The organism is Streptomyces sp. NBC_01549, from assembly GCF_026339955.1.
In the GTDB taxonomy this organism is placed as follows: domain Bacteria; phylum Actinomycetota; class Actinomycetes; order Streptomycetales; family Streptomycetaceae; genus Streptomyces.
On the sequence record NZ_JAPEPW010000001.1, the window covers coordinates 3,402,846 to 3,416,392 of the forward strand.

The 13,547-nt window shown below is 69.3% G+C and carries 11 protein-coding genes and 3 pseudogenes; 6 read left to right on the plus strand and 8 right to left on the minus strand.

The genetic code is table 11. The features are described from left to right. Positions 1-75 precede the first annotated feature (75 nt). Positions 76-2,178: an aminoglycoside phosphotransferase family protein gene (locus tag OG819_RS15195; RefSeq protein ID WP_323137159.1), complete on the plus strand. Its 2,103-nt coding sequence runs from the start codon at positions 76-78 to the stop codon at positions 2,176-2,178. A gap of 98 nt (positions 2,179-2,276) precedes the next feature. On the opposite strand, the gene OG819_RS15200 is transcribed toward OG819_RS15195, so the two are convergent. Continuing rightward, on the minus strand, positions 2,277-3,248 hold the full coding sequence (locus OG819_RS15200) for a zinc-binding dehydrogenase (RefSeq protein ID WP_266649855.1): 972 nt from the start codon (positions 3,246-3,248) through the stop codon (positions 2,277-2,279). Between the two features lie 107 nt (positions 3,249-3,355). On the opposite strand from OG819_RS15200, the gene OG819_RS15205 reads away from it, so the two are divergent. Together OG819_RS15205 and OG819_RS15210 are read left to right on the plus strand one after the other, a co-directional pair. Further along, the gene (locus tag OG819_RS15205; protein ID WP_266649857.1) at positions 3,356-3,961 is read left to right on the plus strand and encodes a TetR family transcriptional regulator; all 606 of its coding nucleotides are present in this window, start codon (positions 3,356-3,358) and stop codon (positions 3,959-3,961) included. Positions 3,962-4,026: 65 nt separating this feature from the next. Then, positions 4,027-4,295: pseudogene (locus OG819_RS15210) on the plus strand (AAA family ATPase); the annotation flags it as partial. Positions 4,296-4,350: 55 nt separating this feature from the next. Here the strand turns inward: OG819_RS15210 and OG819_RS15215 are convergent. Continuing rightward, positions 4,351-5,199, minus strand: a complete 849-nt coding sequence (locus tag OG819_RS15215; RefSeq protein WP_266625931.1) for a nitroreductase/quinone reductase family protein — start codon at positions 5,197-5,199, stop codon at positions 4,351-4,353. Positions 5,200-5,543: 344 nt separating this feature from the next. Beyond that, positions 5,544-5,931, minus strand: a pseudogene (locus tag OG819_RS15220) (RNA polymerase subunit sigma-70); the annotation flags it as partial. Positions 5,932-6,084: 153 nt separating this feature from the next. Between OG819_RS15220 and OG819_RS15225 the strand changes: the two are divergent. Next, a pseudogene (locus tag OG819_RS15225) lies at positions 6,085-6,273 on the plus strand (sigma factor); the annotation flags it as partial. A gap of 167 nt (positions 6,274-6,440) precedes the next feature. On the opposite strand, the gene OG819_RS15230 reads toward OG819_RS15225, so the two are convergent. The 5 genes from OG819_RS15230 to OG819_RS15250 form a co-directional block, all read right to left on the minus strand. Beyond that, positions 6,441-7,064 (minus strand): histidine phosphatase family protein, encoded by a 624-nt coding sequence (locus OG819_RS15230; RefSeq protein WP_266649859.1) that lies wholly within the window; start codon positions 7,062-7,064, stop codon positions 6,441-6,443. 88 nt (positions 7,065-7,152) lie between these two features. Further along, positions 7,153-8,058: a hypothetical protein gene (locus OG819_RS15235; protein WP_266649861.1), complete on the minus strand. Its 906-nt coding sequence runs from the start codon at positions 8,056-8,058 to the stop codon at positions 7,153-7,155. Continuing rightward, positions 8,055-9,110: an ATP-binding protein gene (locus OG819_RS15240; RefSeq protein WP_266649863.1), complete on the minus strand. Its 1,056-nt coding sequence runs from the start codon at positions 9,108-9,110 to the stop codon at positions 8,055-8,057. The genes OG819_RS15235 and OG819_RS15240 overlap by 4 nt, the downstream gene beginning before the upstream one ends. Continuing rightward, positions 9,101-11,185 (minus strand): transposase, encoded by a 2,085-nt coding sequence (locus OG819_RS15245; protein WP_266649865.1) that lies wholly within the window; start codon positions 11,183-11,185, stop codon positions 9,101-9,103. The genes OG819_RS15240 and OG819_RS15245 overlap by 10 nt, the downstream gene beginning before the upstream one ends. Next, complete coding sequence (locus OG819_RS15250; RefSeq protein ID WP_323139348.1) at positions 11,151-12,014, minus strand: TnsA-like heteromeric transposase endonuclease subunit; 864 nt, start codon at positions 12,012-12,014, stop codon at positions 11,151-11,153. Before OG819_RS15250 ends, OG819_RS15245 begins: the two co-directional genes overlap by 35 nt. Positions 12,015-12,215: 201 nt before the next feature. On the opposite strand from OG819_RS15250, the gene OG819_RS15255 reads away from it, so the two are divergent. Next, complete coding sequence (locus OG819_RS15255) at positions 12,216-12,731, plus strand: helix-turn-helix domain-containing protein (protein ID WP_266625929.1); 516 nt, start codon at positions 12,216-12,218, stop codon at positions 12,729-12,731. Positions 12,732-12,830: 99 nt separating this feature from the next. Then, positions 12,831-13,424 (plus strand): hypothetical protein, encoded by a 594-nt coding sequence (locus OG819_RS15260; protein WP_266649866.1) that lies wholly within the window; start codon positions 12,831-12,833, stop codon positions 13,422-13,424. Positions 13,425-13,547 lie beyond the last annotated feature (123 nt).

A 13,547-nucleotide genomic window follows, 5' to 3' on the forward strand; every position in this document is an offset into this window, starting at 1 on the left:
GAGGCGTACGACAGATTCGTGCGCTATGCCCGGATGCTGGGGTCGTTCAGTCGTGGGCACCACAATCTCAACTACATGGTGCGGCCGCTCACCGAGGGCGATGCCCGTCTCGTGGCCTGCGACGACGGGCAGCCGGTCACGGTGCGGGAGCGGATTCGATCGGTGTTGCCCGTGGTCATCAGGACCTGGCAGGACGAGTCGGAGATCCTCAACGCGATCTGTGGTGTTCTTCCGCACGTCCCGCGTTGTCTGGTCAAGCGCCGGGGGACGGCCGTCCTGAGCTATGTGGACGGTGTGCCCCTCTCCAGCATCTGCCCGAACGGCAAGCCGGTGGACTCCGACCTGATCACCGCTCTGGCGGGTCTCCTCGCGGACATGACGCAGGTGCGCAGGCAGCAACTGCCGCCCCTGCCGATGTCCTGGCCCCGGTCGAGCCGGGACAGCCGGGCCTTTCTGCGGGCCTTGGCGTTCGCCGCAGAGGAACAGATCAGACAGCCCAACTGGGGGCTGTTCGGCGGGTTGTTCGCGATGCTGGGCATTCCCGAGGACGCGATGGTGCGGTTCGCGGAGCGGGTGCCGAACCTCATCAGCCGTCCCTTCGGTCTGCTCCACACGGACCTGCACCGGGACAACGTGATCGTCTCCTACCACGGCGCCCCGCCCCTGATCTGCGTCGACTGGGAGCTCGCGAGCTACGGGGACCCGCTGCACGACCTCGCCACCCATCTGGTGCGGATGCAGTACCCCGACCATCAGTGGCACGAGGTGGTCGAGGCCTGGCGTGAGGCCATGAGCGCCCGGCGCAGCAAGGCCGTCTACGGCATGGACCGGGACCTGAAGCACTACGTCGCCTTCGAGAGGGCCCAGTCGGTCTATCCCGATGTCATGCGCGCCGCGAATTCGTTGGGCGACTCCTTCGACCAGCGGGACCTGGACGCCGCGACGCGGTCGGTGCACCGGGCGCTGGTGGCGGCCGAGGAGCCGCTGCGGCTCAAGAGCGTGCCGGGGGAGCACGCCATCGAACGCATTCTCTTTCGATGGAACGAGTCCCACGGGGGCCGGCACAGCCGCGACAGGTCCGTCTCGCAGATCGTCTGGCAGCGTGACACGCGGGTGGCCGAGCACCCCAGGTTCCCCGAACGGGCGGTGCGAGAAGCGCTGTTCGAGGAGGGTGCCGCCGCGGCGGACCGGGTGTTCAAGGGAACGGCTCATCTCAGTACGGCGGTGCGGGTCTCGGGGGTCCCGTTCCCGGTGATGGTGCGCCGGAAGGTGGGGTCGGTGAACCCCAGGGAACGCCGGTTCCTGAACGAGCACTCGGTGCTGGGAGCGATCGAGCGGTCGGGGGTCGCGGTACGGGCGCCGAAAGTGCTGGCCCTGGGCAGCAGCGGCCTCAAGGAGCAGTTCACGATCCACTCCTACGAGGGCCCGGGCGCCGGATTCCGTCCCCCGGAGCACCCGGAGGAGGGACTTCTGCCGCACGAGGCGGACGATCTCGTGAACCAGCTCGGGGCGCTGACCCACGTCGACTGCGACGAGCTGGCCCCCGAGATGCGAGGGCACGACTACTACCTTGGGCTACGGGACGAGCTGGTCCACATGGTGACCGAACTCCCCAAGGCCACCCGGGATCTGGCGCGGGAGCTCGGGCTGCCCAGCGGCTACCGGCTGGGTGAGCTCCTCGACCGCCACACCCTGGTCCCCCGTAGGTCCGTACTCCTGCACGGCGACCTCAATCCGTGGAATCTCGTGCGCCGGGAGGACGGCGGTCTGACGCTGATCGACTGGGAGATGGCGACGGTCGGTGATCCGCTGCACGACCTGGTCCGCCATATGCATCTCACCCCGACGCGGCCCGAGATCCGTGCGCGGCTGTTCTCCCGCTGGTCCCGTCTGCTGCCGGAGGACTGCACCAAGGGCTGGCTGGAGGACTGGCGCGTCTATCGCTCCATGGAGGTCATCCGTTCGGCCTTCGTGGACCTCGACCGCCTGGTGACCGGTGACAGCCTCGATGCCCCCAACGTCCGCCGTGCGGTGGATGCCTACGCGATGACTCTGGCGGAAGCGACAGCGGCGCTGGGGCTCCCGGGCAAACTGACGGCCAACCCCTATCTTGCCCGTGCGCTGCCGCAGGGAGACCATGGCGGTCAACGGACAGCCGGAGGCTCCGCGGACGCGTGACCTTTCCGCTTCTGGAAGACCTGTGGAGTCTGTTCGCGCCGCCGAGCCGGCGACGGGGGCCGACGGCCTGAGCGTCCGCCCCCGGCGGTCCGCCCCCGTCACACCTTCAGCACCACCTTCCCCACCAGCCCCCGCCCCTCGACCGCCGTATGCGCATCCCCCGCCCGCTCCAGCGCGAACACCTCCCCGATCACCGGCCGTAGCAGCCCCGCCGCGGCCTCACTGTGGGCGGCGGACGTGAAGCGGCGCAGGTCGGCGGGGGCGAACTGGATGTCGCCGATGCCGAAGACCTCGATCCCCCGGCGGGCAGCCTCCTCCGTGTCGAGGGGCGAGAAGCCGCCCGACGCCGCCCCGTGGGCGGAGAACCGGCCTCCGTCGGCCGTCAACGGCAGGGCGGCGGCGCCCAGGTCGCCGCCCACACCGTCCAGGACGACGTCCGCCCCCTCGGCGGTCCCGCCGAGCGCCCGGCGGGCGGCGGCCACCCAGTCGTCCAGGGCGGCGTCCACCACGGCGTCCGCCCCCAGGTCCCGCACCAGGGAGAGCTTGGCGTCTCCGCGCGCCACCGCGACCACCCGTGCCCCGCGCTCGTGGGCCAGCTGGACGAGCAGCGTGCCCATGCCACCGGAGGCGCCCAGGATCAGGACACGGTCGGTGGGGCCCACGGAGGTCACTTCCAGCAGGCCGACGGCGGTGAGACCGTCGTGGACCAGGGCCGCCGCGGTGAGGAGGTCCACGGAATCGGGTACGACGGTCAGGGCGGACACCGGTGCCACCGCGCGCTCCGCGTAACCGTCCGACACGAGGGACGTCACCCGGCGGCCAAGCCACTCGGCGGGAACGCCCGCACCCAGGGCGCCGACGACACCGGACACGCCACCTCCGGGGACGTACGGCGGGGTCACCTGGAACCAGTCACTCCCCCACCCCGCCCGCACCTGCGTCTCCACGAAGATCGTGTCCACGTATGCCACGTCGATCACGACCTCGCCCGGCCCCGGAACCGGATCGGGAAGCTCCACGGAGACGAGGACCTCGGGGCCGCCGAACTCCTTCGCCTGCACTGCTCGCATCGCATGCTCCTCAAAGCCGAAGAGAGGTGTCGCCGAACGCCGGACAGTCTTCGACCTGAACCTCGGTTGAGGTCAAGGTGCTGCCGGGACGTGCGTAGGCTCGGGGCATGGGTGAGATCGGACTGCGCGAGCGCAAGAAGCAGCGGATGTACGGGGCTGTCTCCGACATCGCGATCGGACTGTTCCTCGAGAAGGGGTTCGACGCCGTGTCCGTCGCGGAGGTGGCCGCCGCCGCCGAGATCTCCAAGCCGACCCTCTTCCGGTACTTCCCGACCAAGGAGGACCTGGTCCTGCACCGGTTCGCCGATCACGAGGACGAAGCCGCGCGCGTGGCCGTAGGGGGCCCGTCCCCGGTGGCGGCGCTGCGGCGCCACTTCCTCGACGGGCTGGAGCGCTCCGATCCCATCACCGGCCTCAACGACGCCCCGCAGGTCCTGGCCTACCACCGCCTGCTCTACGGGACGCCCTCTCTGGCCGCCCGGCTGTCCGGATACCTGGAGCGGTCCGAGGCCGCCCTCGCCGAGGCGCTCGGCGACGACCTCGGGGCCCGGCTCGCCGCAGGTCAGATCATCGCCGTACAGCGCATCCTCGCTCTGGAGAACTGGCGGCGGATCGCCGCTGGTGAGACCGTCGAGCAGGTGCGCCCCGATGCGGTCGCCGCGGCCGAGGAGGCGTTCACGCAGCTGGGGGCGGGTCTCCCGCGATACGCGTAACCTCATCGAGGTGAGTTACCAAGTAAATAATGTTACTAGGTAACGTCATTCGGTATCCTCGGTCGGGTGACGTCGCGGCAGACCCGGACGTCGAAGGGGTGCGGGAGGCGCTCGGCGCCGCCGGGATCGAGGCCGCCGGGCCCGAGGAACTGGGCGCACGTGTCGCGGTGGTGCCCGCCGCCCTCGCCAAGAGGCTCGAGTACGACCATGTGGTGGCCGTCGACCGGCGGCCGTCGCCGAGGCGGAGGAGCGGGGACCGCACCGGCTGTACGTGGTGCTGACCCGGGCCGTGTCGCGGCTGGACGTCGTGCACGCGCGTCCCCTGCCCTGGTGACCCGGCGGCTACCAGGGCAGGGGTCCGGTCACCGGCCACGCCGCTCGGGCGAGGGTCAGGGGGCGGCCGCCGCCTCCAGGACCGGGATCAACCGCTCCTCCTCGTAGGCGAGATGGGCCTCCAGCTCCTCCGTGAGGCGCACCACCTCGGGGAGTACAAGGGTCGGGTCCGCGTGCCGCTCGCCGACGACCCGGCGCAACTCCTCGACCAGCACGGCGATCCGCTCGTGCTCGACGCGCAGCCGGTCCAGGACCGGGGTGAGGTCGGGGCGGCGGCCGGCGAGGGCGCGGAACAGGCCGAGGTCCTCGCCGGCGTGATGCCGGTGCAAGCCCTGGCAGATGGTGAGGCAGTTGACCCGGAGCTGGGCGCCGAGGGAGCTGCCCGAGGAGGCGAACTCCTCGCGGATGATCGCGAGTTCGCGCCGGAAGCCGTCGTGAACGAGCCTCAGCGCCTTGCCCATTGAGCCCGCTTCGATGTGCGGCGGACCGTCCTGCGGGATCTCGCGAAGCGCGACGACGGGGATCACACGGTCCGTCTTCGCCTGGTACTCCGCCCATCCCTGATCGGCTTCCACCGCCCGCGCGAAGAGCCGGTCGCGCTCGGCGCCCTCGAGGACGACGGCCTGCGCGTCGTACGTGAAGACGCCGCTCTCCACCCGCACGCGCGGGTGGGCGACGAGGTTGCGGTACCAGTCCGGGTGCTGGGGCGCGCCCCCGGCCGAGGCGATCACGATGACCCGGTCGCCGCCGTCGGGGTAGTAGCCGACGGGGGTGGTGTGCGGGGTTTTGGTACGGGCGCCGGTGGTGGTGAGGAGAAGGAGTCGGGCTCCTTCGAAATATCCGCCGACTTTCCCGTGGTGGGCACGGAACTCGTCGATGACTTGCTGGTTGAAGGGGTTGGGCATGCGTTGCTTTCTTTTGTTTTCGGGCAGGGTGAATTGCCGCGGCGCGTTTTGGGGCGCGGCGCGGTGAGGGGATGCTGGAGAGCGCGCGGAATTCCGGAAGAAGCGGACGCGCGGTGAGGTGGAGACGCGCGGTGAGGTGGAGACGCGCGGTGACGTGAAGAAGGGGGTGGTCGGGGTGGGCGGGGCTCTACCCCGCCTCGGCCTCACTCGGAGGCCGGGCAACCAACTCGCTCACGGCGCAGGGCCGACCCGGCAGTCATGGGCGCAACGGTAATGCCGTACGCGCGTCGAGGCAATCCCGTATGAAGGGAAATACGGGATTGCCTCGACGGATTTTCTGGCCCTCAGTTGTCGAGAACGGCGATTTCGAGTCCGCCCAGTCGTTCCGGCTCCGCGATCACATCGATTTCGGTGACCAGACCGTCCGCTGATCGTGAAAGCGAGCACCACGGAGAGGCGGCCGCGCGGGGCCATCGCCAGCCCGACCGTCCCGTCGATGAGCGCGACCCCGGTGAACGCGGCGCGTCCGGTCGCGGCCATCGCGCCCTTGGCCACGGTCTGGGCCCCGCGGACCACGATCGGTTCGAGGGTGGGGATGACGGCCTTGTCGGCGCGCAGGACCACGTCGGGGTGGAGGAGGGCGACGAGCGCGTCGAAGTTCCCGCCCCGGGTGGCCGCGAGGAACGCGTCGACGACCCGGTGGCGCCGGGCCAGATCGGCTTCGGGCAGCGGTGATGGTCACCGGCGGCACGGGCAGGGGAGGAGTTCCTCGCGGAGCGGGTGGGCTGATCGGGGTCACGGGGGGTAACGGCCGTGCTGGTCGCCCTTGTTGGTCGTCCTTGTTGGGGGTCGGGCAGGAACGGACCCCGTCGCGGCACGGGTCGGCTGCAGCTGGTGCTGTTCACGGTCGCCTACGAGATGCTCGGGTCTGCGGCCGACGCGGAGGACGTGCCGCAGGAGTCCTGGCTGCGGTGGGCCGGCGTCGACCGCCCGCAGGTGCGTGACCCGCGGGCGCACCTCGTCCGGGTCGTCACCCGGCAAGCGCTCAACCGCCTGCGGACGTTGTCGCGCAGCGCTGCGTGCAGGCGCTGACGCCCAACGCGTCCTTGCGCTCAAGTCCGCAGATGTCCGGTCTCAGATAAGTCCGGGCGAGGCGAGCCCCTGACCTGCGGTGCCCGGACTTGAGTGAGACGCATTTCGTAAGGTCGTCTCGCTCAAGTCCGGGCAAACGGCCTTCTTGGTCAGATGTGGAGTTCGGGCGGGAAGCCGGTCCAGCGCAGTTCTGCGGGCAGGTGCCGCATGTCGTTGTGGAACAGCACGGAGGACGGCCTGCCGGGTGCGTATCGGATGGCCGTCAGTGCTGCGTTGCCGTGGTTGAGGCCCATCCAGCGCCACTCGGGCGCGTCGAGGGCAGCCCGGATGAGCCAGCCGATGAGGAAGTTGTGCGTGACAACCAGTTCATGGCGGGGGCGATCGCCGTCGACCGGGCCTGTGAATTCTGCGAGTGCCTCCCGGGCCATTGCAGGACCGCGGTTGCGCTCTTCTTCGGGAACCTGAGCGAGGAAGTTGAGCATGGCTTCGGCCGAATCCGGCGGAAGCTCCTCCTTCGCAGGCAGGTAGGGGATGTAGTCGCCGGCCAGTTCCGACTGGTGCAGTGGGACGGCGTCAAGTTGTGCGCTGATCAGCTGGGCCGTCTGCTGCGCCCGAGGCAGCGGCCCGTGATATATCGCCGAAAGTGGGGTGCTCTGGAGTCGTTCTCCGAGCAGAACGGCTTGGCGCCGGCCGCTTTCCGTCAGGGTTGTCTCGTCTGCTGACGCTTCACCGTGCCGGGCGAGGTAGAGGTATCGAGTGGCTGTGTCTGTCATGTCCCGGGTCTCCGTTGCCATCCGTGATCTTGTATGTCGGGATGGACGCTGAGCTCGTTGTGCATAGTTCCGTCGCGGCTGAGCTGGCTCAGTTGGCGATGAGTGTGGGGACGCCTTCGGGGTTGCCGAGCCGATACTCGATCTCCGCGGCTGACGACTTCACAGTCTTCGTGAGCCAGATGCGGCTGGTCCCGCGAATCGGGCTCTCGGTGGGGAAGCGCTGATGGAACTGGACGATGCTGCTGAGAGAGACGTAGAAGTCGTCGCTCATCGCCAGTTTCCTCCAGTGGGGAGACGTGAACATGTGGATCAGCGCGACGCGTTCGGGGAATCCGGCTGCTGTCAGCCAGGGTGCCTTCCTGTCCGGCTCGACTTCGGGCCCTTTGACTCGGACCAGGTCGTGAAGGGTCTCGGCTCGGTGGACGAGCCGGTAGTGGCGGTGGGCGAGCCCGGCCCAGAGCCCTGCGGTGAGTTCCTCGCAGAGGTCGATGAGGGCTGTGCCGTGATGTCGGCGAAGGCGCCAGTACTTCTGCTGTGCTCGAACGACATCGGGGGTGCGGGACAGATCGAGCTGCTCCTCGGGCGCGTGGACGTGCTGACCGACCCATAGTCTGTGGCGGATGCAGACGTTGTCGTGGATGGGTGCCCAGATCTGGGCGGGAAGTGTCGCGCCTGTGCGCGCGACGACGCAACGGCGGCAGGCCCAGCGAAGGACGTGGTTATCCGGGATGGCGGGCGGATCTGCAGGGCGCTCGTCGGTCTGAAGGTCAGGGAGTGTGCGGACCAGGTGTTGTCGAGTCTGGCCGCTGAGGATGCAGAGGACATCGACGCTGGTCAGGCGAGATTCCAGCCAGCGTGACGGTGCTCGCAGTCGGGCCAGAGGGACATGGTTGGCCAGGGCCAGTCGGGACCAGTAGGACGACTCGCACTCGCCGGGAAACGGCGGCAGCGGGATGGGCAGAGGACGGATCAGGGCCGGACGGAACACGTTCATCCCGTGTGGGGCAGGGATGAGGGACGGCTGTGGCCGGAGGATTCGCTGCTGTGGTCGATGCGGATGTTCTTGATCGTGGTCCGGGTGATGCGTTCGGTCCCGTCCAGGATCGCGGAGATCGCCGCAGCCCGGACAAGGTGGGAGAGACTTCCGATCATGCCGCCCGTGCGCTGGTGCAGGTATTTCACCATCTTCACCAGGGTGTTGGGCTCGTGCCGGTGGAGGCGGAGGGTGTACTCCATGGAGGCGATCAGGGACCGCCACTCGGTGTTGAGAGGGAAGGGGCCCGTGCGGATGAGGACGCAGCGGCCGGCGAGCTGCTTGCCGCGAATGCCGGTGAACAACCCGGACTGCTCGACGTTGATCCCGGCATAGACAAAGGTCGCGGGCAGGTGCTCGGTGAAGTACTTCAGGTGGTCGGAGAGGTCTTCACCGGCGATGGTGGCGTGGTTGAGCAGATGGATCTCGTCGACCAGGACCAGGTCCGTGCGGGCCTCGATGAGCACTTGGCAGACGGCGCTGGTGACGTCGATGGTGTTGTGCCTCGGGCCGATGACAGGCAGGCCGAGGAATCGGGCGAACTCCATGGCGAGTTTGCGCGGGGACCCCTTGGGCGGGGCGGTGATGTAGACGACCGGGATGCGGTCGCTTCCCGGAAAGCGTTGCCGGACACGCAGTTCGTGCAGGCGGCCGAGCTGCTTGAGAGCGGTGGTCTTCCCGGTGGTCCACTCCCCGGAGACGATGAGTCCGCGACGGGCGCCGTGCTCGCGCTGGTTGAGCAGGGTCAGCAGCCGTCCCTGGTGGGCGATGTCCTTGACCGTGGACGTGCGAACGACCTGGAGTTCGGAGTGGTAGGCGATGCGGGCCTCGTCGTAGGCGTCCCGCATCGGCGGGCTCAGGGCCTGCCATTGCTGTTCGGGCAGCAGGTCGAAGACGGCCGGGTCTTCGTCGATGAACCGGCGCCAGCCCTCCAGCCGCGTGGACGGGTCCGTGCGGTCCTCGCCGAGCTCAGGCACTTCCTCACCGTCAGGCTCCGGCGTGTTCACCACCACCGTTCGGCCTCCTTGCGTGCGTCGAAGATCTCCAGCGGGATCACGTCGGCGAGTTCGTCCTCGTCCGTCTCCATCGGTTCGGCAGCGGGCGCTTCGACCGGTGCGTCCGGCCGGGGCCAGGTCGGTTCGGCGGTGGCCCGGGTCCGGGCGGCGACCTTGCGGTCCCGGCCGCTGCCGCGCGATGCGCGAGACGGTTTCGCGGGTTTGTCCTCCGGGCCGTCGGCGGCGCGGTCCAGCAGGGCGACGGCGGCCCGGGCGATCTCGTCCTCGGTCGCCGGGTCGGTGCCGCGCTGGGCCAGGATGCGGCGGGCGTGGTCCCAGGCGAGTTCGCCCATCGGCATCGGAGCAGTGCGAAGGTGCCGCCAGATGGCGGTGATCCAGCCGCCCCCGCGGTGGTTGCGTACCCAGACGCGGGAGATGTCGTAGGGGTCGTAGTGGACCTCCCAGCCCCGCCCGTCCACTCCGGCGCCGGACGGCTGACGGCGGAAAGGGGTCAACTCAGCACTGTCGTAGGTGCGGTGGCCAAGGCGGATGCCGTAGGAGTTGATTCTCCGCCGACAGCGGGGCAGCAGCTCGATGTACTCGTCCGGGCTGAGCGCGACCGGGACGTGCCCGGCCGCCGCGACCAGAGCGGCGTACTTCTCGTTCGGACTCAACGCCTTGCCGGGCATCAGCGGATCGCGGAGACCGTCATGCGGCCGGTTCTGCCAGTGCACGATCCATTCCTGCAGCAGTTCCTGAAGCTGGTGGATTGTCCAGACTGCCTCCGCAGCCGGATCGGTGCCGCGGTGTTCGGTGCTGCGGCCCTTGTGGCCGGGAAGGTGCTGGACGAACATCGAGGCCACCGACCCGAGCGTCGTCTCGATGTGCGGCTTGTCCGTCGGGGTGTCGGGGTGGGCGGGCTGGAAGGAGATGCCCAGCGACTGGCAGGCGGAGCGGAACGTGTCGGAGATATAGGCCTTGCCCCGATCGCAGACGATCGTCTCCGGCGTGATCACGGGAACGGCCGCCGCCTGGGCCAGCCGCTCGTCCAGCGCCGTCAGCGAGGCGTGCGGCAGCACCGAACGGGACATCCGCAAAGCGTCCGCCCAGCCTGGGCGCATCGGCTCCGGAGTCATCGCCCGCGCCAGCAACAGCGCGGCGTCCACCGCCTTCGTCGACGGCCGTAGCACCGCCGCCGACAGCGTGCGAGTCGCGATGTCCACGATTCCGGTCAGCTCGACGGTGTCCACCGTGCCGTCATCGTGAACGACCAGCACATCCATCGGAGTCGAGTCGATCTCCATCACCTCACCCGGACGGGCCGCAGTGAGCTGGCCGAACATGCCGTCCGGTTGCTTGGCCAGCGAACGGCGAGTGCGGGCCGAGCCCAGCGTGTGCCGCCCGGCGCTGACCGCCTTCAACAGCCGGTAGAAAGCCGCCCGCGACGGCAGCGGCACCACTCCCGGTCCGTGCTCGGCCTCCAGGAGGCGTTCCATCCGGCGCCGCAGCACCTGCGCGGAGACCGTGGACCGGCCCGTCTGCCCCTCCACGACCTTCCGCAGGGCCTCGACCACCCGCCGGTCGGCACGACCTGTGCCGTCCGAGGCGGTCCGCAGCCGCGGGTCGACCAGCCCCAGCACTCCCTCCCGCTCGAAGCGGGCCCGCATGTCCTGCAGCACGGTCAGCGACACCGCCGTCCCCGCCGCCGCCAGCTCGGCGGCCTTCGCCAGCTCCCGCTGCCGCAGGGACCACACCGCCGGGTCGTACTCGGGTTTTGCTGGCCCGTGCGGATCGTCCAATGGCCGCCCGGAGAGCATCTCCACCAGATGCCGCTGCCACCACTCGGCCCGCTCAACCGCCTTGGCCGGAAGCCCCTCCAGCACCCCGGCCGCCGGCACCACCGTCCGCACCGAGGCCGGTGTGACCACCTCGAAGCCGTCCGAGGACAGCAGATGGGCCAGCATCACCACGCTCGCCGACTGGCCCTCGTCGACCAGCCGGACCGCAGTCCCCTCCAGAGCGGCGACCGTATGCAGCCGCCCGTCGAAGCGGACCAGGTCACCCGCTCGCAGCAGTCGCGGACGCGACGGCATCCCCGCCTCCTTCCTGGACCAGGCCGAGCCGGACCTGCGTGTCCGCCGACAGCAGCCCGGTCTCCAAGTCCGTGGTCAGAACCCGGCGCCAGAGCAGGTGGAACAGCACCGGCAGCACCGCGATCTGGTCGCCCGCTCCCCGAGCCCCGTCCAACAGACCGGCGCCGTCAACGAACACCTCCACCAGACGTTCGGCGACGCCCGGGCGGTGCACCCGCGGATGCCGGTAGCCGGCCAGCCATCGCACGTTCGCCATCAACACGGCCTCCGGCGTGCCGACCCGCGCGAAGTCCCAGCCCACCGACCGGCATGCCGCCGCAGTCACTGCGAATTTCACTGCGTCCCCCGGCCCGATTCGCTCATCCGGGCGCACATCCACCACCAGGGCCGTGCCATCCGCGCGCCGGACGAAGAAGTCCGGCGTGTGCCGCACCCGCTTCCCGTCCGGCCCTGCCCAGGACAGCCGAAACGGCTGTGAGGACATGCCCGTCACCAGCGGGTCAAAGTCGAGCAGCATCAGGTGATCGCGCTCTAACCACGACTCATATCCCACATGCCTGTCACACGTCGCCGACCAGTACCAGCCGCACCAGTTGCCCTGCCCCCGGAAAGCCGGGAACCGCCGCTCGGGCCGTACCGACTCAAACGGAACCGACCACAGGAGCCCCAAAGACCCGCGTTCACGAAGCCCAGCCGCGCTGACGTACTCCAGCTCGACGTCCTCTGCCGACGCCTCGTTCACATTCACCCGGGCCTCCGGTACGACGTCGACCAGCCACGACGACCGTAGACAGCGAAGAGACGGCGTACCCGGAGAAGACCGAGACACCCCACCAAATGCCCGGAGATGACTGAGACGTCAGCTCACTTGCCCGGAGATCTCCGAGACTGCCCGGACATCACAGAGACAGGACAGCAGAGACCGGACAGGCGAGACAGGGCGCCGAAAGGGTGGGCCGCGAGGGTGGCACAGCGCACAATTGCAAGCAGGTGCTTGCAATTGTTAGCGGAGGTGGGGCAAGGTGGAGGCATGGCATCGCTCAACGTCGGCAATCTCGGTGAGTACCTGCGCGAGCAGCGGCGCAACGCGCAGCTGTCGCTGCGGCAGCTCGCCGACGCCGCCGGGGTGTCCAACCCGTATCTGAGCCAGATCGAGCGCGGGCTGCGCAAGCCGAGCGCGGAGGTGTTGCAGCAGGTCGCGAAGGCGCTGCGGATCTCCGCCGAGACGCTGTACGTGCGAGCCGGCATCCTCGACGCCGAGCGGGACCGGGTCGAGGTGGAGACACGTGCCGTCATCCTCGCCGATCCCACGCTGAACGAGCGGCAGAAGCAGGTGCTGCTCCAGATCTACGAGTCCTTCCGCAAGGAGAACGGGTTCGAGATCACGCCGGACCTGGCTCAGGGCATGGCCCAGGACATGGCACAGGACGAGGCGCAGGGCATGGCAGAGAACATATCGGGCACCCAGCAAGCGCCGGACACCGCCGTCCGGGGCCCCCGCACGGCCGACGGCAGCGATGCCGATCCGCAGCAGAGCGCCAGTTGACGAGAACGACGGGCAACACCGCCGGGCCCCACGGGGGCCGGCCGGTCTCGCCGCGGAACACCAAAACCCTCAGCTGAAAGCGACCGGAGGACCATCACCATGGCCATCACCGACGACATCCGCAAGGCCGCCACGGACCCCACCCCGCTGTACTTCCTGGCCGGCACCGCCGACCTGGCCGTCCAGCAGGCCAAGAAGGTCCCCGGCCTCGTGGAGCAGATCCGCACCGAGGCCCCGGCGCGGATCGAGACCGTGAAGAACATCGACCCGAACGCCGTCCAGGAGAAGGCCACCATCCGCGCGAAGGAAGCGCAGGAGACCATCCAGACGAAGGTGACGGAGTTCATCAGCATCCTCGACACCGACCTGAAGAAGCTCGGTGAGTCGGCTCAGGACCTCGCCCTGCGCGGTGTCGGCGTGGCCGCCGAGTACGCCGTGAAGGCCAAGGAGACGTACGAGAAGGTCGCCGAGCACGGCGAGCAGACCGTGAAGACCTGGCGCGGCGAGGCCGCCGAGGAGATCGAGGAACTGGCCATCGCCGTCGAGCCGAAGGCCGAGCCGGTCGAGGTCAGGAGCGAGGAGAGGCCGGCCGCGGCCGCCGCCGCCGAGTCGGCTTCGGCCAAGAAGCCCGTAGCCAAGAAGGCGCCGGCCCGCAAGGTCACCGCCAAGAAGGCGACGCAGCCCGCGAAGTAGGGAACAGCGAGACTCTTTCTCGCACGACTTCTCTCACGACGACGGGCCGGGCACTCTCAGAGTTCCCGGCCCGTTCTGCGGGTACGGTGGCCGTAGAGATGATTCGACTCGGGCGGTGGGCAT